The organism is Lacticaseibacillus parakribbianus (assembly GCF_025490915.1).
Classification (GTDB): Bacteria; Bacillota; Bacilli; order Lactobacillales; family Lactobacillaceae; genus Lacticaseibacillus; species Lacticaseibacillus parakribbianus.
Window position 1 is genome coordinate 12,271 of the sequence record NZ_JANQBA010000017.1, and the last position, 20,495, is coordinate 32,765.

Consider the following 20,495-nt stretch of genomic DNA (forward strand, 5'->3'; position numbering starts at 1 on the left):
CGTGAAATGGCAAACGAATGGTTCTTGCCATTAACCTAATTATATTTCTAAAATGTATTTATTATGAAGACGACTGGCATTGCCCGGTCGATTGTAAGAACCGCTTAATAACGGCACTTGGACGGTCGAAGTTAAATAACCGCTGTTATAAAAACGGGTCCCGTACATGATTTATTACATAACACACAGGTTTAAATTATTTTTGGCAAATTATATTGACGATTAGAATTGTAAGCGTTAAACTGAACCTTGTAAGTTAACAAGTTAATGAGTGAGCAAGGAGGCCCGCCGATGCAAACAGACCAGTACGTTCAATGTGTGAACCAGGAGCTCGAGCGCTTATTAGTTTTTGAAACAGTGTTCAAGGAATACTTCCACACGTGCAAGAACATTGAAAAGGGAAATTGCTACGCCAGTGAAAGCTTCGAGCGCCTGCACCTGTACCTCAGCAAGAACATCCTGCGCTACAACCGCTTCGTCGACCAATGCGCGAAGGTGACGGCGCCACGCGGCTACGAGGAGTTCAACCGCCGGCTGATCGAGGGGCTGCAGGGGATTCGCAACGGGGTCTTGCTGACGCTCATGGCCATCGAGCCCGACAAGCTGGACGCCAGCCTGTTCAACGCCGGACTCACCACCCAAAAGCAGGCCAGAGACGCCATCGATCAGGCCTTCTCACACATTCAGGTTGCTGCAAGCTAGGCGGCACCACACAACAAAGCGACCCTGCCGGTATTGGCGGGGTCGCTTTGTTGTGTGGTGCCGTCTAGGCTTGTTTTTCGGCCAGCTGGGTCAACACCGCGGCGAGCAGCTCCTCGGTGAAGGCACGGGTCTCCGCCAGCATGAAGGCGGTTTGCTCCGCCAGCGTGGCGTTGGGGGCCGCCTTTTGCCAGGCGGCCGCGCGTTCCCTGAGCTGAACCTCGGTGTAATGGGCGGCCACCACCGTGTCGGCGGCGTCTGCGATGGTCGCCTTCAGGTTGCGTGATTCAGGCATTCGATCACCTCCAATGCAGCGACTTCGGTTGCTGCCTCGATTATACTGGATAGTCGCGGCGGTTTCACTTTTCGTTTTCGACGAATTACGATAAGATGAAGGGCGGAGTGCGGCACGGCCGCGCCAACGGAGACACGTCAATAATTGGAGGATGGCAAAATGGCCAAGACAGAACAAAACATGCTGGATTACATCGGCGACAAGATGGACGCCCTGGATTTCGACGGCGACTTGGATCTTAACTGGGACAAGGAAGCGCATGTGCTTGAAGTCGAGTTGACGATGTACGTCGACGCGGCGGCCGGCTATGAGGTTGAAGACCAAGATGGCCAGACCGTGGATGAAGGCGGCGAGGTCGATTACGCCGACGCCATACTGTTTTTCGATTCGACGCGGCTCAACGGGGCCGATTACGCCGACAACTACCTGACCGTGATCGGCTTTGCCGGCAAGAAGGGCATCGAACAGGCCAAAGTCGACGCGTTGTTCGGCTACTTGCAGACCCTGCTGGACGATGGCCAAAGCGACCTGTTTGATTTTGTCGACGGGACCTCCGATGCGGAGACCTTCGCGCTGCACTTTGATCAGGCCAAGTTCGACGCGGCCTACGCCGAGCAGCCGGCGGCCACCAAGGCGACCTTCCTGCCGTACCCGAAGTACTAGGAGGGCCCCATGGATTACTTAGCCGTCACCATTGAGACCAGCAGCGCGGCCGTGGATGCGGTCGGCGAGTTCATGATGGCCCAAGGCGCCTTGGGTCTTTCGATTGAAGACGCCGCAGACGCGACGGCCGCCGGCTTGACGCCGGCCCACACCGGCGCTTCGGTCACCGGCTACTTCCCGGCGGCCACCGACCCCAAGGCCTTGGCCGTGACGCTGGCCGACCAGGTGGCCAGGTTGCCCGAGTTCGGGTTGCCGGCCGGTAGCGCGAAGCTGCACGTGGCCAGGATCGCCGAGGCCGATTGGGCCGACAACTGGAAGGCCTACTACCAGCCACTGCGGGTGACCCGTTACCTGACCATTGTGCCGGACTGGCTGGATTACGCGCCGCAGCAGCCGGGTGAGCTGATTATGCGGCTGGATCCCGACATGGCCTTTGGCACCGGCAACCACCCGACGACCGCGGCGATGTTGACGCTGCTTGAGGCCACGGTGCGAGGCGGGGAGACCATGATCGACGTCGGCACCGGCTCCGGGGTGCTGGCCTTGGCCGGGCGGCTACTCGGGGTCGCCTCGGTCCTGGCGCTTGACGTCGACGACGCAGCGGTGCAAAACGCGGCCAAGAACCTGGCGTTGAACCCGGCAGTCACCGGCATCACGGTTGCGGCCAACGACCTGCTGGCCGGGGTGACCACCCAGGCGGATCTGATTGTCGCCAACATCTTGGCGGAGGTCTTGCTGCCGCTGATTCCTCAGGTGCCGGCCCGGCTGGCACCTGGCGGGACGCTGCTTTTGAGTGGGATCTTCCACGACAAGCTGGAGGTGGTTGAAGCGGCGCTGGCCGACTGCGGTCTGACCGTGACGACCCGGCTGCGCCGCGGGGACTGGTATGCGCTCAGCGCGACGCGACCAACCGCGTGAGCTACCGGATTTTCTGAAATTAGCGCAAAGAATTGGGCCAACCGTGAATCTGCGGCTGATTGAGTGCCGAGAAAGTGCTACACTGGGAGAAAGTGACGCCGCCTGGCCGACAACTGGCCCGGCGGCGACGGCGGTGGTGACACCGCACTAGACTGGTGAAGCGCTCTGGATGCGCTTTGCGACTTGCAGGGAGACAACTAAATGACGACAATCTTTGCCTGGCTACGCTCCTATCGTGGCCGCATCATCGTGTTAAGCCTGCTGGCGACCATGGCCTTGCCCTGGCTGTTTACGCTGGCGCATGTGCGGGTGGCCTACCGCCTTGCACTCTTGTTCATTGTAATCAACATGCTCCTGGCCGCCTTGATCGGCCGCTGGCTGAGCAAGGGCCACCTGCCTTGGTGGTACAGCCTGTGCCTGCCGGTGTTGTTCGGCTTCATGGTCTGGTTTCGCTTCGCCGATTACAATTACTGGTTCATGCCAATTTACTGGCTCATCACGATGCTGAGTCTGGCCAAGGAGTGAGCATAACCGCCGCCTAGCAGCGGTTATTTTTGTGCGGGAGGCCAAGCGTGGCGGCAAAACGCTTTTGTCTCACTTGGGGCTTTGTGCGATAATGAAAGAAAGGCTCCGCCGCAACCGGCGGAGAAAACGAGGTGGAAACGTGGACGCAGTCACATTGAAGGGGCGCAAGGCGGGGTTTGAGCTTCAGCTTGCGGATTGGGCCGGGATCACGGCCATCACGGCGGAGTTGCAGACGCTGTTGGCGCGGCTGGCAACCGACACACCGGAAGGCGACGTGGATTTTGCCCTTGAGACCGGTCAGCGGCGGCTCGACGACGCGGCGCTGGCGGCGATTCAGGCGGTGTTCGACCAGTTCCCGCGCTTCACGGTCAAAACCGTGCATGCCGAAGTCGACTTGGTGGCACCGTTGTTCGCCCGAGTCGCCACCCAAAGCGTTCACCTGATTGGCGGCATCATCCGCTCGGGTCAGGTCGAAAGCGTGGAGGGCGACGTGCTGTTCGTCGGCACCCTGCACCGCTCCGGGACGCTGAAGGCGACCGGCAGCATTTTCGTCATGGGGCCCGTGGCCGGACTGTTGATCGCCGGGGCCAACGGCGACCAGGATGCGGTGATCGCCGGCGACATCAGCCAGGCCGGTCAGATTCGCATCGCCGATACGGTTGAAATCATCGATAAGAACACGTACGGTTCGCAGACGACCAGCTACATCAACGATCTGCACATTCTGGAGCACGGTGAGCTGGCCAAGCTGCCACAGCTGCGGCCCCGAATTTTCCGGAAACTGGAGGAATTGTGATGGGAAACGCATTAGTGGTGACTTCGGGCAAGGGCGGGGTCGGCAAAACCACGACCACGGCCAACATCGGCACGGCGCTGGCGCTTTTGGGCAAGCGCGTCTGCCTGCTGGACCTGGACATCGGCCTGCGCAACCTGGACGTGGTCTTGGGCCTGTCCAACCGCATCATCTACGACATCGTCGATGTGACCACCGGCCGCGCGAAGCTCCACCAGGCGCTGATCAAGGACAAGCGCTTCGACGACCTGCTGTACGTGCTGCCGGCGGCGCAAAACGCGGAGAAAGACGCGCTGACGCCGGAGCAGGTCCAGGCCATTGTCGACGAGCTGCGCCCGGAGTTTGACTGGCTAATTCTGGATTCACCGGCCGGCATCGAGCAAGGCTTCCGCAACGCCGTGGAAGGGGCCGATGGGGCGATTGTCGTCACCACCCCCGAGATCAGCGCGGTCAGCGACGCGGATCGCATCGTCGGCCTCCTGGAGCAGCGCGACATGGTGTTCCCGCCGCGGCTAGTGATCAACCGCATCCGCTCGCACATGATGGCCGATGGTCGCGCGATGGATGTCGACGAGATCACCAAGCACCTGGGCATCGACCTCTTGGGCATCATCGTCGACGACGATGCGGTGATCGCCAGCTCCAACAAGGGCGAAACCGTGGTGATGGACCCGGACGACTCGGCCAGCCTGGGCTACCGCAACATCGCCCGGCGCCTGTTGGGTGAGTCGGTGCCGCTGATGAACCTCGAGACCAAGAAGGTCGGGTTCTGGTCAAGATTATTTCACCGGCAGGGTTGACAAGTGGCAATCCGGTGAGTATTCTTTAATCAATCATTCAAAACGTTGAGTGGAAATGGTGCAAGTGAAACGCCCAAGCGAGTCCGGAGTGGTGAAAGCCGGATGCCGATCCTTGCCCCTCACATCCACGAGCGTCCGGTTGAAGTCAGTAGGCCGGAACGGTTGAGCTCGTTATCGCTGTGGTCAAAAAGACCATGTGAGGCCGCCTTGGTGACAAGTCGGCGAGCATGAGGTGGTACCGCGCGATTGCGCCCTCATACAGCAGATGCTGTGTGGGGGCGCTTTTTGGTGCCCAAGCTTTTTGACCACCCGAGGTCGGTTCGGTGACGAGCCGACGAAGTGAGGTGGCACCACGCAGACGCGTCCTCTTATCCATTATGGATGAGCGGGCGTTTTTTTGTCCCTTTCCGCAGCTGAGAATGAACGGTCCGGCCGACCACGACACACACTTAGGAGGAATTACCATGGCTTACATGATCTCGATTTTACCGGCACTGCTTGCCGGCACCAAGATGACGCTGGGCGTTTTCGCCCTCACTTTAATCGGGTCCATTCCCTTGGGCATGGTCCTGTCGGTCGGCCTGATTCATCGGGATCAACCCGGTGAGTTCTGGCTCAAAAAATGGGCCTTCAAGGTTCTGAAGGCGATCATCGAGGCCTATGTCTGGCTGTTTCGCGGCACCCCGCTTCTGCTGCAGCTGATCTTTGTCTTCTACGGCCTGCCGCTGATCGGCGTGGTGTTCGACCGCTTCAACGCCGCCATCTTCGCCTTCGTCCTGAACTACGCGGCCTACTTCGCCGAGATCTACCGCGGCGGCTTTGGCGCCGTGGCCACCGGCCAGTTCGAGGCCGCCACGGTGTTGAACCTGACGCGCTGGCAGACTTTGCGCTACGTGGTGATCCCCCAGGTCCTCAAAATCGTGCTGCCGTCGATGGGCAACGAGGTAATCAACCTGGTCAAAGACTCCAGCCTGGTTTACGTCATCGGGCTGGGCGATCTGCTGCGAGCCGGCAACATCGCGACCGCTCGCGACGTAACCCTGCTGCCGCTGGTCTTAGTCGGGGTGATTTACCTGCTGATGACCCTGGTGCTGACGTTCCTGCAGCGTCGCATCGAAAAGTCGTTCGCCTACTTCAAGTAGCGCCAAGGAGGACACAAACATGCTAGAACTCGTCGATATTACCAAAATCTACAACGATACCACCATTTTGAACAACCTGTCTTTGACCATCGAGGACCAAAAAACGCTGGCGATTGTCGGGCCTTCGGGGGCCGGCAAAACCACGCTGCTGCGCATCATCGCCGGCCTCACCGCGGCGGATGGCGGGACCTTCCTGTGGAACGGTCAGGCGACCACGCCGGCCAAGCTGCGCAAGGAAGGCGTGATCGGGGTCGTCTTTCAAGGCTTTGAGCTGTTCCCCAACTTGACGGTCCTGCGCAACATCACGCTGGCGCCGACGCTTCAGGGCCAAGCCGTGGCTCAGGCCGAGGCGAAGGCCCAGGCGCTGTTGGCCCAGCTTGACCTGAGCGATCAGGCCCAGGCCTACCCGGATGCCTTGTCCGGCGGCCAAAAGCAGCGCGTGGCCATCGCCCGGGCGCTGGCCTTGAACCCGCAAATTCTGCTGTACGATGAGCCGACCTCGGCACTTGACCCCAACCTGCGCCAAAGCGTGGCGAACCTGATTAACAGCGTGAAGGCCCAGGGGATGACCCAGGTGGTGGTGACCCACGACATGGCCTTTGCCCAAAGCGTGGCCGACACCACCTTCACGGTCGCGAAGTTCGGAGGTGACGCCCAATGATGAAGCGTCTGTGGACCTTCCTGGTGCTGGTGCTGGCCGTCGGGCTGGCCGCCGGCTGTGCCAGGACTAAGGCGGCCGAATCCTGGCCGCGCATCAAGCAGGACAAGAAGGTGGTGATCGGCCTGGATGACACCTTCGTCCCGATGGGTTTTCGCCAAAAGAACGGGCAGCTGGCCGGCTACGACATCGACCTGGCCAAGGCCGTGTTCAAGCTGTACGGCGTGAAGGCCGACTTTCAGCCGATCGAGTGGTCGATGAAGGAAACCGAGATGAAGAATCAGACCATCGATCTGATCTGGAACGGGTACTCGGTCACGCCGGAACGCAAGAAGCAGGTGGCCTTTTCGGATGACTACCTGGTCAACCACCAAATTCTGGTGACCAAGGTCAAAGACAACGTGACCAAGCTCAGCGACATGGCCGGCAAGTCCCTGGGGGTTCAAACCGGCTCCAGCGGAGCGGCGGCGCTTGACGGGCAACCCAAGCTCTTGAAACGCTACATCAAAAACCAGACGCCGGTTTTGTACGACACCTTTAATGAAGCGTTCTTGGATCTGAACGCCGGGCGCATCCAGGGCATCTTCATGGACGAGGTCTACGCGCGGTACTACGTCGCTCACCAATCCGACCCCAAGGCCTACCGCATCCTGACCGGCGACTTTGACGCCGAGGCCTTCGCGGTGGGGATGCGCAAGTCCGACACCGTCTTGCGGGAGAAAATCAATGCCGGCTTCAAGGTCTTGAAGCAAAACGGCACGGTGGCCAAGCTTCAAAAGAAGTGGTTTGGCGCCGTCCAGCAGTGATCAGCACAACCAGCAGCGCCGCCCGAACAAGGGCGGCGCTGCTGCGTCTCAAAGGCAGCCCGAGTCTTCGCCAGGCAGCCCGGGTCTTCGCAGGCAGCCCTGCGCCCTCGCAGGCAGCCCAGGTCTTCGCGAGACAGCCCGGGTCTTCGCGAGGCGGCCCGGGTCTTCGTCAGGCAGCCCTGCGCCTTCGCAGGCAGCCCGGTCTTCGCAGGCCAGCCGAGTCCTTCACCGGCAACCAGGGTCTCGGTAGGGCAGCTGGGCGCTTTTCAGGCGGCCCAGCGTCTCGACAGGTGACTCGCCGGTGGCGGTTGACCCGAAGCCGGCGCCAAAAGTCAGGCCGTCGTGTATAATGAAGCCAAACGGAGGTGAGTGGGATGTGGATTGGGTTGGTGTTAGGGGGCATCGTGGCGCTGAACGCCGGATTGGCCATGGTGACGGTTTTGCGCCAGCCTAGAGACATTTCCGCCACCTGGGGCTGGCTGTTGGTTCTGCTGTTGATTCCGGTGGCGGGATTTGGGCTGTACTGGCTGTTCGGACGCAAAATTGCGTCCAGCAAGCTCAACGCGCTGTTGAACCAGCAGCGGCTGGGTATCGACCGCGCGGTAGCGGCTCAGCAGGAGGCGGTGGCGCTAGGGGCGGGGCTGATCGGTCGCGCCACCGCCGAGGCCGGGGTGCCGGAGCTGGTGCGAACGCTGCTGCAGGCCGACGGGGCGCTGGTCACGACGCTGAACCAGGCGACGCTCATCACCACTCGGCCGGCCTTCAACGACCGCCTGTTCACCGCGGTTCGGGCGGCGCGGCAACACGTTCACATCGAGGCCTACACCATCGAGCCGGATGCGACCGGCCAGGCGTTGCGCGATCTGCTAACCCAAAGGGCCGCGGCCGGCGTCTTGGTGCGGATTTTGTACGACCCCTTCGGCTCCCACCGGCTGACCCAGGCGTTCTGGCAGCCGCTGCGCGATGCCGGCGGCCAGGTGACACCGTTCATCGCCGGGCGGCTGGCCCGGGCCAACCCGCGCATCAACTTCCGCAACCACCGCAAACTGGCGGTGATTGACGGTTCCCTCGGCTTTCTCGGCGGTTTTGACATCGGCAGCTCGCCCAAGCGCGTCGCAATCACGCGCGACACGGCCCTTGCCCTGCGTGGCTCGGCCGTGGCCGTGCTGCAGGCGCGATTTCTGATGGACTGGAACACCGCGGCCAAGGCCCAACGAGTGGCGATGGCCGACACCTACTTCCCAAAGCCTCGGGCGAACGGGCAGGTCACGCTCCAAATCGTGTCCGGTGGCCCCGAGCAGCCGCTTGAGGCAATCAAGCTGGGGTACCTACGACTGATTGCGATGGCCAAGCACAGCGTGTGGCTGCAAAGCCCCTACTTCGTGCCGGACGAAAGCCTGCTGGATGCGCTGACCATTGCCATCAACGCCGGCATCGACGTGCGAATCATGGTCCCGCGGGTGACGGCTCAGCCGCTGATGGCCAAGGCGACGCGGTTTTACCTTGACCGGCTGGTGCGGGTGGGGGCCCAGGTCTACTTTTACCAGGCCGGCTTCTTGCACAACAAGGTGATGGTGGTCGACGGCCGGTACCTGGTCACCGGCACGGCGAACCTGGACATCCGAAGCTTCAGCCTGAACTTCGAAATCGCCGCCTTTGTCTATTCGACCGACCTCGCCAAGGCGGCGGCCGCCCAGTTCACCAAGGACTGTGCGGCGTCGTTGCGCTACACCCACGCGATGGCCAAGGTCAAGCCGCGCCGCACCCGGCTGGCCGAGGAGCTGTCGCGGCTTTTGGCCCCGATTCTGTGATTGACGACTAAAGCGGATGCGTTTTCAGATAGGCTAAAATTTGCATTTTTAGCGGCAGATGCTACTATTAAGAAGTCAATTAAATCTGTGAGGAACCGTCACAAAGGGGAGCCATTGGCTGAGAGTGGGGAAACCCAGACCCTTCGAACCTGTTCGTTAATACGAGCGTAGGGATTGTGAACGTCGACTTGTCGACCTTCTTTGTGGTAGGGAAATCACCTAGGAGGTCTTTTTGTTGTCTAAGAATTCTGACAAGTTGTTGATCCTGGTTGAAATCGCCGTGATTGCGGCGTTCGCGATGGCGCTGGAGTACGTGCCGCACAAAACCGGCATTTCGTCGGTGGAAATGAGCTACGGCATCATTCCCGTCACCGTCTTGGCACTTCGGCGCGGCCCCGGCGCCGGCATGGCCGCGGGGTTGACCTGGGGGGTCTTGGACCTCTTGCTGATCGGCTTTAGCGAAGGGTCGTTCCTGAACGTGGTCCAAGGGGTGCTGGAGTACCCAATCGCGTTCGGCGTGGCCGGGCTCGGCGGCGTCTTTGCCGGGCGGCTGCAGGCGGCCTTGAAGGGCGGCCAACTGCGCCGCGTGTTCCTTTACGCCTGGGGTGGCATTTTGCTGGGCACCCTAGCCAAGTACTTCTGCCACTTCCTGGCCGGCTGGGTGTTTTGGGGCTCATACGCACCCAAGGGGATGCCGGCTTGGCTGTACTCGCTGGTGATTAACGGCGGTTCGGCCATCGCGTCCGGTCTGTTGGGGCTGATCGTCATCTCGGTTCTGGTCACCAGCGTCAAGCAGCTGTTCCTGCCGAAGCGAACGGTTGGCCTGGGTCACGCCGCTTAACGCAAAAAGGTCCTGCCTCGAGTCGAGGCAGGACCTTTTTGGTTGGTGTGACGCGGTTACATCGCGGAGAATGCCATCGCGATAGCGCCGAAAACGGTGACAATCAGCATGGCCCAAGCGGCGATGTGGGTAATGTACCAAAACTTGGTTTTCTTCTGCTTCACGGTCCCACCACCTTTGTCTTTTTTCTCAGTTTACCCGTTTTTGGGGCGTGGGGCAAATCAAAATCTGGTAAGATAGGAAGAAATGGCTTTCGCCGTCGCGTTGGCGGTGAAGGCAGTCTGGGAGGGCGACATGCAACCGCTGCTGATCTACATTTTGCCACTGGTCGGCTGGGCCTTCGTGCTGGCCAGCATGGTCTTTCGCTTTTCGAACAACCTGTTTTACTTCACCGCCACCGGCTTCAACCTGCTGGGGCTGTGGGCGGCTCGCACTCAGGCCGCGCCCAACCAGATCTGGCTGGCACTGTTTTGCGCGGTGGCGATCGCCATTCTGCTGGTGATCGACCGCGTCGCCCGGGACTACGACCTGATCGTGCCGGTTTACGCCCACTGGCTGAGCCGCACCTGGCTGCTCGCCACCACCGCGTGGTGGGTAGCGGCCCTGATTTTCCGCTGAGGCGGTTTTGGTCCCCACCTTGGCCCCACCGGGTGGCCCAATTCGCATTAAATGGGCTGAGTCCCCACTCGTCTTTCAGAATAACGACCTTGCGCTGCTTGGCGGCGCAAGGTTTTTTTGTGCCGCCGCGCCAAACAATGGGCGAACAACAGTTTCGTGCGGCCATTTTGGGGAGTTTGGTGGTGGATTGTGGGGGGATGTGGTAGACTGAAAATAACAATATCAGGGGAGGTGTCGCCATGTTGATGGGTGAGTTTCATCACAGCATCGATGCGAAGGGCCGGCTGATCATTCCGGCCAAGTTTCGCGAGCAGCTGGGTGCGAGTTTTGTGCTCACCCGCGGCATGGACGGCTGCCTGTTCGGCTACCCTGAGGCCGAGTGGGAGAAGCTGCAAGAGAAGGTCGCCACGCTGCCCTTGACCAAGAAGGACGCGCGAACCTTCACCCGCTTTCTCTACTCGGCGGCCACCGAGTGCGAGCTGGATCGCCAGGGCCGCATCAACATTCCCAAGCCCTTGATCGAACACGCCGGCCTCGCCAAAGGCTGCACGCTGGTGGGGGTGGCCAACCGCATTGAAATCTGGAGCGACGACAAGTGGGCCAGCTTTGCGGCCGACGCCGAGGACAACTTCGACGACATTTCCGAAAATCTAATGGACTTTGGACTTTAATATGACAGAATTCAAACACGAAACCGTCCTGCTCCAGGAGGCGACCGATGCCTTGGCCATCAAGCCGGCCGGCACCTACGTCGATTGCACCCTCGGCCGCGGCGGTCACACCAAGCGCATTTTGAGTCAGCTGACCACGGGTCAGCTTTACGCCTTCGACCAAGACGCCGCCGCCATCACGGCGGTCCAGGCCACCCTGGGCGACCGGGCCAATCTACACCTCATACATAAGAACTTTCGTCAGCTTGAGACGGCTTTGGGGGCCAGTGGCCTGACGACCGTCGATGGCATTTTGTACGACCTCGGCGTGTCGTCGCCGCAGTTCGACGACTCCAAGCGGGGCTTCAGCTACCGCTTCGATGCCCCGCTTGACATGCGCATGGACCAAAGCCAGGCCTTGTCTGCCCGGGTGGTGATCAACGAGTGGTCCTTTCAGGAGCTCGTGCGAATCTTCAGCCGCTACGGTGAGGAGAAGTTCGCCAAGCCGATTGCCCGGCAGATCGAACGGGCGCGGGCGGAAAAGCCGATCGAGACCACCTTCGAGCTGGTTGAGCTGATCAAGGCCGGCATCCCGGCCGCGGCGCGTCGCACCGGCGGTCACCCCGCTAAGCGGGTGTTTCAGGCGGTTCGCATCGCGGTCAACGATGAGCTGTCGGCGCTTGAGGACTCGCTGACCCAGGCCTTGCGCCTGCTGGCTCCGGGCGGTCGCATCAGCGTGATCACGTTCCAGTCGCTTGAAGACCGGCTGGTCAAGACCATGTTTCGCGAGGCCACCACGCTGCCGGACCTGCCGCGCGACCTGCCGGTGGTGCCGGCGGGGCTCGCCCCGGACTTTCGTTTGCCCAACCGCAAGCCGATTCTGCCCGGTGCCGCGGAGCTTGCGGCGAACCACCGGGCCCACAGCGCCAAGCTGCGCGTGATTGAAAAAGTGATGAAGGAAGGCGACGTTGATGCAGGATAACACCGCAAGACAGCTCGATTACGCGCAACCCGCGTTCCGGCCGGCCCCCAAGCCGGCCGCGGTGCCAACCCCGGCGCCTGCGCCAAAGCCGCAGGCGAAGCCACGCCGTCACCTGGCCCTCAGCCCGCTTGAACGCCTGTTGACCTGCGTCTGCGGGGTGGCCGTGGTGATTTTCGCCATGGGCTACTTGGCCACTCAGATGCAGCTGGCGGGGCTGAACCGGAGCTTTCAAACCGTGCAGCGCGAAACCACCGTCCAGCAGCAAGGTGTCGCCGACGCCAAGCAGACGGTGGGGGAGCTGTCCAACTCCAGCCGCCTCGAGAACTTTGCCAAGGCCCACGGCTTCACCGTGATCGAGGGCAACATCAAGCGTGTGACGAATAAATGAAAAACATGACTCCCAAACGACAAACGAATGCGAGACATCCTGAACGCAACCGCAAGCTTTTCGGCATTCTGCTGATTGCGGTGACGGCTTTGGTGGGGCTTGGGTTCGTTTGTCGTTTTGCGTATGTGGCGCTGGGCGGCACGGTCGATTCCAAGGACCTCAAGGCCTACCGCGTCCAGCAGTACCACCGCGATTCGGTGCTGACCGCCAAGCGCGGCACCATCTACGACCGCCACGGCAGCGTGATTGCCGAAGACGCCAACACCTACACCCTTTACGCCGTGGTCAGCACCAAAACCACCGATGGCAAGCCCAATGTGGACGGCAAAAAGAAGCTGTACGTCACCGACAAGCCGCACACCGCGGCGGTTTTGGCCAAGTACCTGCCGCTGACGGTCAAGCAGCTGTTGACCTACTTGAACCCCAAGGGCAATCCCTACCAGGTCGAGTTCGGCAAGGCGGGGTCCGGGCTGTCGCTGGCCATCAAAAAGCAAATCGAGGCGCAGCACCTATCTGGCATCGGTTTCACCGACAGCCCGTCGCGCCTGTACCCCAACGGGGATTTTGCCAGCTACACCATCGGGTTGGCGACGCCGCAGTCCAACACCGCCAACCCGCTGCTCGGGGTGATGGGGCTTGAAAAGCAGTTCGACAAGCTCCTGACGGGCACCAACGGCTACACCAGCTCCCAGTACGACGTCTACGGCTTCAAGCTGCCGCAGGCCAAGACCAAGATCCAACGCGCCGTGAACGGCGGCTCCGTCACCACGACACTTGATGCCAGCTTGCAGTCGTACCTGGAGACCCTAATGACCAAGGTGGCCACCGCTTACCGGCCCAAGGTGCTCAACGCGGTCCTGATGAACGCCAAAACCGGCGAAATCCTGGCCGCAAGCTCGCGGCCGACCTTCGACCCAAGCACCAGAGAGGGCCTGACGACCTGGCGCAACGCCTTGGTCGAAGACGTCTACGAGCCGGGGTCGGTGATGAAAATCGTCACGCTGGCCAGCGCCATCGACGCCGGCACCTACCAACCCAACGAGTACTACAAGTCCGGGCGCATCAAGGTGGCTGGTGGCACCGTCGCCGACTGGAACGACGGGGTCGGCTGGGGGTCCATTCCCCTGAGCGAGGCCTTCACGCGGTCGAGCAACACTGGGATGGTGCGCATCGAACAGGAGCTGGGCGAGGCCAACGAGGCCAAGTACCTCAAGGCCTTCCACTTCGCCGAGGCAACCGGGGTGGCGCTGCCCAACGAAAACGCCGGCACCTACTCCCTCAAAAACCCACTGCAGCGGCTGAACATCTCCTTTGGTCAGGGGATTTCGGTCAACGTGATGCAGATGCTTCAGGCCACCACCGCCATCGCCAACGGCGGCACCATGATTCAGCCGCGACTGATTAAGCAGACGGTCTCCAAGACCGGCAAGGTGACCAACTACAAGCGCCGCGTCGTCGGTCAGCCGATCAAGGCGACCACGGCGGCGGCGGTGCTGGATGCGATGAAGAAGGTGGTCTCCGACAAGAACGGGACCGGGGTGCCATACGCCATCAAGGGCGTGGATCTGGCGATGAAAACCGGGACGGCGCAGATTCCCCGGGCCGATGGCAAGGGCTACGTCACGGCCGGCGACAACGCGCTGCACAGCGTGATGGCGATTGCCCCGGCGAGCTCGCCCAAGTACATCGTGTACGTCACCTTACAGCAGTCGCAAAAAAACGTGGAAACGCCGATTGCCACCAAGATCAACCAGATTTTCCAGCCGCTGTTGAAGCGGGCCCTGGCGCTTGATGCCAGCACCGCCGCCAGCGGAGCGGCCAGCAGGGCCACCGTGCCGGCGGTCACCAACCAGCGCGTCGCCACCGCCCAAACCACGGTGACCAAGGCCAAGCTCGCCGCTGCGGTGGTCGGCACCGGCAACCGCGTGGTCGCGCAGCTGCCGCAGGCCAAGACCGCGGCGTTGACCGGGGCCCGGGTGCTGCTTTTGACCAACGGCGCGATGACCATGCCGGACGTGTCTGGCTGGTCCAAGAGCGATGTGTTAAAATTAGCGCAATTGACTGGTAAAAAATTCAAACTGAGCGGCACGGGTTACGCAACCCATCAAAGCCTGGCCAGCGGGGCGCTGCTGGGCGATGAGGCCGTGACCGTCACTTTCGCCAAAACTAAGTAATGGGGTAGGATAATGCAATTCACAGAGATGTTGATCCCGATGGTGGCCGCCTTTGCCATCACGGTGATCTTGTTGCCGCTGTTCATCGGCTACCAGCGGATGCGCAAGGAAGGCCAGACGATTCGCGAGATTGGCCCCAAGTGGCACGCCAAAAAGAACGGCACCCCGACCATGGGCGGCCTGATCTTGGTGATCGCCATCGTCGCCAGCGCGTTGTTTGCCGGCTGGTGGCAGGGGCAGCTGACCCTGAGCCTGCTCATCGGCCTGTTCATTCTGGTGCTTTACGGCGCCTTGGGCTTCTTCGATGATTTCATCAAGGTGGCCATGAAGCGCAACCTCGGGCTCAAGGCCTGGCAGAAGCTCCTGGGCCAGATTGTCGGCGCCGCGGTGTTTTTGCTCGCGTACTTTCACGAGGGCTTTCCCCACACGCTGGCGCTGCCGTTCGTCGGCAGCCTCAACGTCGCCTGGGTCTACGTCGTCTTCGCGGTGGTGTGGCTGGTCGGCTTCTCCAACGCCGTCAACCTCAGCGACGGCATCGACGGCCTGTGTGCCGGGCTGAACGTGGTGGCCTTTGGGACCTACGCGATCATCGCCGTCCAGGAAGCCCGCACCGACGTCTTGATTCTCTGCCTGGTCACCATCGGCGCGATGATCGGGTTTCTGCTGTACAACCACAAGCCGGCCCAGATTTTCATGGGCGACGTCGGCAGCCTGGCCTTGGGCGGGATGCTGGCGGTGGTCGCCTTACTGCTGAACCGGCCGTGGTCGCTGCTTTTGATTGGAATCGTGTTCGTCTGCGAAACCGCCAGCGTGATGATCCAGGTGTTCGTTCACCACTTCTTCCACCGGCGCGTCTTCAAGATGACGCCGATTCACCACAGCTTTGAGATGTCCGGCTGGTCCGAGTGGCGCATCGACATCGTCTTTTGGCTGACCGGCGCGGTTGCCGGCGGCCTGTACCTGCTCCTATTCATGTAGAAAGAAGATCAGTTTAATCATGAAACAGATCACCTCGTATCAAAACAAGAAGGTCCTGGTTTTGGGCCTGGCCAAAAGCGGTGTGAACGCCGCCAAGCTCCTGCACCGCCTCGGTGCCTTGGTTACTGTCAACGACAAGAAGGACTTCGACGACAACAAGGACGCCCAGGCGCTGTTGGCCGAAGGCATTCGCGTGATCACCGGGAGCCACCCGGTGGCGCTTTTGGACGAGGACTTCGCCCTGATGGTCAAGAATCCGGGGATTCCTTACTCCAACCCGATGGTCCAACGTGCCCAGGCACTGAACATCCCGATCATCACCGAGCCGGAGCTGGCCTTTCAGGTCTCCGATGCCAACTGGATCGGCATCACCGGCAGTAACGGCAAGACCACGACGACGACTTTAATCGGCCTGATGCTCAACGAAGACCGCGCTAAGGGTCACGCTTACGACGCCGGCAACATCGGCATTCCGGTGTCCGGCGTCGCGCAAAAGGCCGGCCCCGACGACACCATCGTCGCTGAGCTGTCGAGCTTTCAGCTGGTCGGCACCCGGACGCTGCACCCGCACATCGCGGTGTTGACCAACATCTACGAGGCTCACCTGGATTACCACGGCGACCGCGCCCATTACGTCGCGGCCAAGATGCACATCACCCAAAACCAGACGCCTGACGACTACTTCATCATGAACTGGGACCTGCCTGAGATGCACGAGCTGGCCAAAAAGAGTGCGGCCACCATCGTGCCATTCTCCCGCCTTGGCGCTGACGGCGCCCGGGCGACGCTTGAGGATGGGCAGTTGTGCTTTGACGGCCACGCCATCATGGCGGCCGACCTGATGCAGATTCCCGGCGAGCACAACATCGAAAACGCACTGGCCGCCATCGCTGCGGCCAAGCTGTCCGGTGTTTCGGATGACGCCATCCGGGCGGTTTTGACCCGCTTCACCGGCGTTCGCCACCGCATCCAGTACGTGGCCACCGTTGACGGCCGCAAGGTTTACAACGACTCCAAGGCCACCAACGTCGAGGCGGCCACGGTGGCAATCGAGGCCTTCAAGCAGCCCGAGGTGCTGTTGGCGGGGGGGCTTGACCGCAAGCTGTCCTTGGCCGGGCTGATTCCGCTGGTCAAGGCCCACGTTCGCAAGATGATTGTCTTTGGCGAAACCACCCAGCAGCTGATCGACGTCGCCAAGGCGGCCGGCGTTCCGGTCGAGGCGACCCAAGACGTGCAGACCGCGGTGCCGCTGGCCTTTGCTGCCAGCGAGCCCGGTGATGTGATTTTGCTCTCGCCGGCCGCGGCCAGCTGGGATCAGTACCCGAACTTCGAGACCCGCGGCGATCTGTTCATCGCGGCGGTCGAGCAATACGCAGAAAAGGAGAAATGAGATGCGCCTGATGATTTCCGGTGGCGGCACCGGCGGCCATATCTATCCGGCACTGGCCTTGATCGAGCGGCTGAAGGCCACCGGCCAGCTTGACGCGGTGTTGTACGTTGGGACGGCCAAAGGGCTGGAAAGCCGCATCGTGCCAAAGGCCGGCATTCCCTTCGAGACGCTGAGCCTGCAGGGGTTCAAGCGCCGCTTGACGCTCGAGAACGTTCGCACCGTCAGCCTCTTTTTGGGCTCGCTCAAAAAGGCGCGGCGCCTGCTGCGCGACTTTAAGCCCGACGTCGTGGTCGGCACCGGCGGCTACGTCTCGGCCGGGGTGCTGTTTGCGGCGACGCAGCTGCACATTCCAACCGTGATCCACGAGCAAAACTCGGTGGCCGGCGTGACCAACAAGTTCCTGGCGCATTTTGTCACCAAGATTGCGATCACCTTTCCCGAGGTGGCCGCCAGCTTCCCGGCTAAGAAGGTCGTCGTGACCGGCAATCCCCGGGCCCAGCAGGTGGCCGGGCTGTTGCCCAACGACCGGCTGGCCGATTTCGGTCTCGACCCTAAGCGCCGGACACTTCTGATCTTCGGCGGCTCCCGCGGGGCGCCGAAAATCAACCAGGCGGCGCTTTCGGCGCTGCCAGCGTTCGGTCAGGCGGATTTTCAGACCCTGTTTGTGACCGGCAGCGTTCACTACGACCGCATCAAGGCCCAGCTGCCGCCGCTTTCCACCAACGTGGCGGTGGTGCCTTACGTCGACGACATGCCGAGCATCCTGCCGGACATCAGCCTGGTGATCGGTCGCTCCGGCGCCACCAGCCTGGCGGAGCTGACCGCCCTGGGGCTGCCCAGCGTCCTGATTCCAAGTCCCAACGTCACGCACAACCACCAGTTCGTCAACGCCCAGGCGCTGGCGGTCAAGGGGGCGGCGCTGGTGGTGACTGAGCCGGAGCTTGACGCGCAGTTCGCCGACACGATCATCGAGCTGATGCAAGACGATCCGCGGCTGTTGCAAATGGCCAAGGCGGCCAAGGCGCTTGGCACCCCGACGGCCGGCGACGCGCTGGTTGCAGTGCTGCAATCTGTCATGAAGTGAGGTGTTCGGCGTGGGCAGACAAAAGCCAACTCAAGATCCGCTTACGCCGTGGGAGGCCTACCAGGCCAAGCAGGCGCGAAGCAACAAGCATCCGGCCAAGCTGAAGCTGCCGACCGTGCAGCGGCTGCGAGCCCGGCACCGCAATCGCAACCTGGCGCTGATTTTGACGCCGCTCCTGCTCCTCCTGGCGTTTTTGGGCTACATGGTGTCGCCGATCGCCAAGGTCGCGACCGTGTCCGTGACCGGAACACGCAACGTGCCGATTCAAACCGTCATCGATGCCAGCCGGCTGGACGAAACCAAGCTGGTGCTGGGCCTCTTGGTCCACCGCCGGCAGGTGCTGAGCGGCATCAAGCAACGGGTGCCGGAGCTTCAGGCGGCCTCGGTGAGCGTGGCCGGGTTCAACCGCGTCACCTTCCACGTCTTGGAGTACGCGCCGGTGGGGTACGTCCTGCAAAAAGGGCGCTACCGCATGATTTTGGAGAACGGCGCGGAGATGTCGACTAGCACCACCACGCCGCTGGATAATTACCCGGTGTTTAGCGCCTTTGGGAAAAAGGACGCGGCGGCGATGGCCATCGCGGTTCGCAAGTTCCCCGGCGCGGTGCGGCGAACGGTCAGCGAGGTCAAGGCGACGCGCGGTGGGGGCAACCCCTACCAGATCACGATGACCATGACCGACGGCAACACCGTGGTGGCTGACTCGCGAACCGTTGCGAAGAAAATCAGTTATTACCCCGCGATAGTGGCGCAGGTGAAGCAAAAAGGCACCGTTGACTTGGAAGTCGGGGCGTTTTTCACCCCTTATTCAAAATGAAATGCATAATATTCAAATTTTCATTGGGTTTGCTGAATTGACGGGGTACGAAGTCTAGGCCCCTGTGGTAAACTTGGACTAGTCATGTTTATCATAGAATAATTACGATTGGCAAAGGAGGTTCGGTCGACATGGGAAATCGCGACTTATACGTTGGTCTTGATATCGGGACGACGTCGATCAAGGTCATTGTGGCCGAGTCTGTGCAAGGCGCATTGAACGTGATCGGGGTGGGGAGTCAGCGCTCGGAAGGGCTCTCCCGCGGCGTGATCGTCGACATCGACAAGGTGGCCGGCGCGATCAAAGGCGCCGTGGCCCAGGCGGAGGAGAAGGCATCGATCAAGATCTCTTCGGTGGTGGCTGGGGTGCCGGCCAACGCCTTGCAGATTGAGCCGGTGACCGGCATGATTGCGGTTGGCGACCAGTCCAAGGAGATTCAGGACGCGGATGTGCGAGCCGTCGCGGCGGCCGCCTTGGTGCGGAACCTGCCGCCCGAACGCGAAATTCTCTCGCTTTCGCCAACGGAATTCATCGTGGATGGCTTCGACGGCATCAAGGACCCGCGCAACATGGTGGGGGTTCGCTTGGAGATGCACGGGCTGCTGTTCACGGTGCCTAAGACTGTTTTACATAACACCAAAAAGGCCATCGAAAAGGCCGGCCTGACCATTCGCTGCATGGTCGTCGCCCCGCTGGCGGCGGCGCAGGTGGCCCTGAGCGACGGCGAGCAGGACTTCGGCACCGTTTTGATTGACTTGGGTGGTGGGCAAACCACCGCCGCGGTGATTCACGACCACAAGCTGAAGTTCACCGCCGTGGATCCCGAGGGGGGCGAGTACGTCACCAAGGACATCTCGCAGGTTTTGAACACCGACTTCAAGGACGCCGAGAAGCTCAAGCGCGACTACGGTACCGCCGATTCGCTGGCGGCCGCCGAGGGCAACCGCTTCCCGGTCACGGTGGTCGGCAAAACCGAGCCGGCGATGATCTCCGAGAAGTACCTTGCCGAGATCATCGAGGCGCGGCTGACCCAGATCTTTGACCGGCTACACAGCGCGTTGGCCCAGGCCAATGCGCTGGACCTGCCCGGCGGGGTCGTCATCACCGGTGGCACCACCGCCTTGCCCGGCATCATCGAGCTGGCCCAGGATGTGCTGGGGCAGGGTCGCGACCAGGCCCTGGCCGTCAAGCGCTTCATGCCGGACGAGATGGGGCTGCGCCACCCGGCGTTCACCCAGGCGCTGGGGCTCATCACCGCGGCCGCCAAGATGACCGACATCGACATTCTGGTCGCCGCCGTGCTGCCGACCCCGATTGCGGGTCAGGTGGCCCAAGAGACAGTGACCAAGCTGGCCACCACCCCGGCCCCGACAACGGAGCCGGAGGCCACTACGCCCAAAGAGAAGAAGCCTTCTGCACTGCGTCGCTTCTTCGGCAATTTCTTCGAATAATAAAAGATTTTC

General features: G+C 61.4%; 23 protein-coding genes and 1 riboswitch. Of the genes, 21 read left to right on the top strand and 2 right to left on the bottom strand.

The features are described 5' to 3' along the window. Positions 1 to 291 precede the first annotated feature (291 nt). Positions 292 to 702 carry a hypothetical protein gene (locus NUH19_RS11785; protein WP_262316746.1) on the top strand — a complete coding sequence of 137 codons (411 nt, stop codon included), beginning with the start codon at positions 292 to 294 and terminating at the stop codon, positions 700 to 702. Positions 703 to 766: 64 nt separating this feature from the next. On the opposite strand, the gene NUH19_RS11790 is transcribed toward NUH19_RS11785, so the two are convergent. Further along, complete coding sequence (locus NUH19_RS11790) at positions 767 to 994, bottom strand: hypothetical protein (RefSeq protein WP_262316747.1); 228 nt, start codon at positions 992 to 994, stop codon at positions 767 to 769. A 159-nt stretch (positions 995 to 1,153) separates the two neighbouring features. Here NUH19_RS11790 and NUH19_RS11795 point away from each other — a divergent pair, with 159 nt between their 5' ends. The 10 genes from NUH19_RS11795 to thiT all read left to right on the top strand — a co-directional run bounded on the left by NUH19_RS11795 (position 1,154) and on the right by thiT (position 9,951). After that, positions 1,154 to 1,657, top strand: a complete 504-nt coding sequence (locus NUH19_RS11795) for a DUF3013 family protein (protein ID WP_262316748.1) — start codon at positions 1,154 to 1,156, stop codon at positions 1,655 to 1,657. A gap of 9 nt (positions 1,658 to 1,666) precedes the next feature. Continuing rightward, positions 1,667 to 2,575 carry a 50S ribosomal protein L11 methyltransferase gene (prmA, locus tag NUH19_RS11800; RefSeq protein ID WP_262316749.1) on the top strand — a complete coding sequence of 303 codons (909 nt, stop codon included), beginning with the start codon at positions 1,667 to 1,669 and terminating at the stop codon, positions 2,573 to 2,575. A gap of 201 nt (positions 2,576 to 2,776) precedes the next feature. Then, on the top strand, positions 2,777 to 3,100 hold the full coding sequence (locus NUH19_RS11805; protein ID WP_262316750.1) for a hypothetical protein: 324 nt from the start codon (positions 2,777 to 2,779) through the stop codon (positions 3,098 to 3,100). A 139-nt stretch (positions 3,101 to 3,239) separates the two neighbouring features. Next, on the top strand, positions 3,240 to 3,896 hold the full coding sequence (locus NUH19_RS11810) for a septum site-determining protein MinC (RefSeq protein WP_262316751.1): 657 nt from the start codon (positions 3,240 to 3,242) through the stop codon (positions 3,894 to 3,896). Then, complete coding sequence (gene minD / locus NUH19_RS11815) at positions 3,896 to 4,693, top strand: septum site-determining protein MinD (RefSeq protein ID WP_262316752.1); 798 nt, start codon at positions 3,896 to 3,898, stop codon at positions 4,691 to 4,693. The genes NUH19_RS11810 and minD overlap by 1 nt, the downstream gene beginning before the upstream one ends. Positions 4,694 to 5,157: 464 nt before the next feature. Continuing rightward, positions 5,158 to 5,835, top strand: a complete 678-nt coding sequence (locus tag NUH19_RS11820; protein WP_262316753.1) for an amino acid ABC transporter permease — start codon at positions 5,158 to 5,160, stop codon at positions 5,833 to 5,835. Positions 5,836 to 5,854: 19 nt separating this feature from the next. Then, positions 5,855 to 6,496: an amino acid ABC transporter ATP-binding protein gene (locus tag NUH19_RS11825; RefSeq protein ID WP_262316754.1), complete on the top strand. Its 642-nt coding sequence runs from the start codon at positions 5,855 to 5,857 to the stop codon at positions 6,494 to 6,496. Further along, positions 6,496 to 7,299 (top strand): amino acid ABC transporter substrate-binding protein, encoded by an 804-nt coding sequence (locus NUH19_RS11830; RefSeq protein WP_262316799.1) that lies wholly within the window; start codon positions 6,496 to 6,498, stop codon positions 7,297 to 7,299. Before NUH19_RS11825 ends, NUH19_RS11830 begins: the two co-directional genes overlap by 1 nt. Before the next feature lie 374 nt (positions 7,300 to 7,673). Next, entirely contained in the window at positions 7,674 to 9,110 is a 1,437-nt protein-coding gene (gene cls / locus NUH19_RS11835) for a cardiolipin synthase (RefSeq protein ID WP_262316755.1), read from the top strand. A 94-nt stretch (positions 9,111 to 9,204) separates the two neighbouring features. Next, a riboswitch (TPP riboswitch) is annotated at positions 9,205 to 9,301 on the top strand. Positions 9,302 to 9,345: 44 nt separating this feature from the next. Next, positions 9,346 to 9,951, top strand: coding sequence for an energy-coupled thiamine transporter ThiT (gene thiT, locus NUH19_RS11840; RefSeq protein WP_262316756.1), 606 nt, complete (start codon positions 9,346 to 9,348; stop codon positions 9,949 to 9,951). A gap of 56 nt (positions 9,952 to 10,007) precedes the next feature. Here the strand turns inward: thiT and NUH19_RS11845 are convergent, their stop codons facing one another. Next, positions 10,008 to 10,115 (bottom strand): DUF4044 domain-containing protein, encoded by a 108-nt coding sequence (locus NUH19_RS11845; RefSeq protein WP_262316757.1) that lies wholly within the window; start codon positions 10,113 to 10,115, stop codon positions 10,008 to 10,010. A 130-nt stretch (positions 10,116 to 10,245) separates the two neighbouring features. Here NUH19_RS11845 and NUH19_RS11850 point away from each other — a divergent pair, with 130 nt between their 5' ends. The 10 genes from NUH19_RS11850 (at position 10,246) to ftsA (ending at position 20,483) form a co-directional block, all read left to right on the top strand. Further along, positions 10,246 to 10,569, top strand: coding sequence for a hypothetical protein (locus NUH19_RS11850; RefSeq protein ID WP_262316758.1), 324 nt, complete (start codon positions 10,246 to 10,248; stop codon positions 10,567 to 10,569). Between the two features lie 239 nt (positions 10,570 to 10,808). Continuing rightward, positions 10,809 to 11,240: a division/cell wall cluster transcriptional repressor MraZ gene (mraZ, locus tag NUH19_RS11855; protein WP_262316759.1), complete on the top strand. Its 432-nt coding sequence runs from the start codon at positions 10,809 to 10,811 to the stop codon at positions 11,238 to 11,240. 1 nt (position 11,241) lies between these two features. After that, complete coding sequence (rsmH, locus tag NUH19_RS11860) at positions 11,242 to 12,201, top strand: 16S rRNA (cytosine(1402)-N(4))-methyltransferase RsmH (protein WP_262316760.1); 960 nt, start codon at positions 11,242 to 11,244, stop codon at positions 12,199 to 12,201. Then, positions 12,191 to 12,589 (top strand): cell division protein FtsL, encoded by a 399-nt coding sequence (gene ftsL, locus NUH19_RS11865; RefSeq protein ID WP_262316761.1) that lies wholly within the window; start codon positions 12,191 to 12,193, stop codon positions 12,587 to 12,589. Before rsmH ends, ftsL begins: the two co-directional genes overlap by 11 nt. Further along, complete coding sequence (locus tag NUH19_RS11870) at positions 12,586 to 14,763, top strand: penicillin-binding protein (RefSeq protein ID WP_262316762.1); 2,178 nt, start codon at positions 12,586 to 12,588, stop codon at positions 14,761 to 14,763. Before ftsL ends, NUH19_RS11870 begins: the two co-directional genes overlap by 4 nt. Positions 14,764 to 14,775: 12 nt before the next feature. Then, positions 14,776 to 15,741, top strand: coding sequence for a phospho-N-acetylmuramoyl-pentapeptide-transferase (mraY, locus tag NUH19_RS11875; protein ID WP_262316763.1), 966 nt, complete (start codon positions 14,776 to 14,778; stop codon positions 15,739 to 15,741). Positions 15,742 to 15,760: 19 nt separating this feature from the next. Next, positions 15,761 to 17,131 carry a UDP-N-acetylmuramoyl-L-alanine--D-glutamate ligase gene (gene murD / locus NUH19_RS11880; RefSeq protein ID WP_262316764.1) on the top strand — a complete coding sequence of 457 codons (1,371 nt, stop codon included), beginning with the start codon at positions 15,761 to 15,763 and terminating at the stop codon, positions 17,129 to 17,131. Position 17,132: 1 nt separating this feature from the next. After that, positions 17,133 to 18,215, top strand: coding sequence for an undecaprenyldiphospho-muramoylpentapeptide beta-N-acetylglucosaminyltransferase (gene murG, locus NUH19_RS11885; protein ID WP_262316765.1), 1,083 nt, complete (start codon positions 17,133 to 17,135; stop codon positions 18,213 to 18,215). A gap of 10 nt (positions 18,216 to 18,225) precedes the next feature. After that, positions 18,226 to 19,032, top strand: coding sequence for a cell division protein FtsQ/DivIB (locus tag NUH19_RS11890; RefSeq protein ID WP_262316766.1), 807 nt, complete (start codon positions 18,226 to 18,228; stop codon positions 19,030 to 19,032). A gap of 131 nt (positions 19,033 to 19,163) precedes the next feature. Further along, positions 19,164 to 20,483, top strand: a complete 1,320-nt coding sequence (ftsA, locus tag NUH19_RS11895) for a cell division protein FtsA (RefSeq protein WP_262316767.1) — start codon at positions 19,164 to 19,166, stop codon at positions 20,481 to 20,483. Positions 20,484 to 20,495 lie beyond the last annotated feature (12 nt).

Bases quoted from the DNA above. Each gene is read 5' to 3' on its own strand.
- NUH19_RS11785 (WP_262316746.1), top strand. From the start codon at position 292: ATGCAAACAGACCAGTACGTTCAATGTGTGAACCAGGAGCTCGAGCGC.
- NUH19_RS11790 (WP_262316747.1), bottom strand. From the start codon at position 994: ATGCCTGAATCACGCAACCTGAAGGCGACCATCGCAGACGCCGCCGAC.
- NUH19_RS11795 (WP_262316748.1), top strand. From the start codon at position 1,154: ATGGCCAAGACAGAACAAAACATGCTGGATTACATCGGCGACAAGATG.
- prmA (WP_262316749.1), top strand. From the start codon at position 1,667: ATGGATTACTTAGCCGTCACCATTGAGACCAGCAGCGCGGCCGTGGAT.
- NUH19_RS11805 (WP_262316750.1), top strand. From the start codon at position 2,777: ATGACGACAATCTTTGCCTGGCTACGCTCCTATCGTGGCCGCATCATC.
- minD (WP_262316752.1), top strand. From the start codon at position 3,896: ATGGGAAACGCATTAGTGGTGACTTCGGGCAAGGGCGGGGTCGGCAAA.
- NUH19_RS11820 (WP_262316753.1), top strand. From the start codon at position 5,158: ATGGCTTACATGATCTCGATTTTACCGGCACTGCTTGCCGGCACCAAG.
- NUH19_RS11825 (WP_262316754.1), top strand. From the start codon at position 5,855: ATGCTAGAACTCGTCGATATTACCAAAATCTACAACGATACCACCATT.
- NUH19_RS11830 (WP_262316799.1), top strand. From the start codon at position 6,496: ATGAAGCGTCTGTGGACCTTCCTGGTGCTGGTGCTGGCCGTCGGGCTG.
- cls (WP_262316755.1), top strand. From the start codon at position 7,674: ATGTGGATTGGGTTGGTGTTAGGGGGCATCGTGGCGCTGAACGCCGGA.
- NUH19_RS11850 (WP_262316758.1), top strand. From the start codon at position 10,246: ATGCAACCGCTGCTGATCTACATTTTGCCACTGGTCGGCTGGGCCTTC.
- mraZ (WP_262316759.1), top strand. From the start codon at position 10,809: ATGTTGATGGGTGAGTTTCATCACAGCATCGATGCGAAGGGCCGGCTG.
- rsmH (WP_262316760.1), top strand. From the start codon at position 11,242: ATGACAGAATTCAAACACGAAACCGTCCTGCTCCAGGAGGCGACCGAT.
- ftsL (WP_262316761.1), top strand. From the start codon at position 12,191: ATGCAGGATAACACCGCAAGACAGCTCGATTACGCGCAACCCGCGTTC.
- NUH19_RS11870 (WP_262316762.1), top strand. From the start codon at position 12,586: ATGAAAAACATGACTCCCAAACGACAAACGAATGCGAGACATCCTGAA.
- mraY (WP_262316763.1), top strand. From the start codon at position 14,776: ATGCAATTCACAGAGATGTTGATCCCGATGGTGGCCGCCTTTGCCATC.
- murD (WP_262316764.1), top strand. From the start codon at position 15,761: ATGAAACAGATCACCTCGTATCAAAACAAGAAGGTCCTGGTTTTGGGC.
- murG (WP_262316765.1), top strand. From the start codon at position 17,133: ATGCGCCTGATGATTTCCGGTGGCGGCACCGGCGGCCATATCTATCCG.
- ftsA (WP_262316767.1), top strand. From the start codon at position 19,164: ATGGGAAATCGCGACTTATACGTTGGTCTTGATATCGGGACGACGTCG.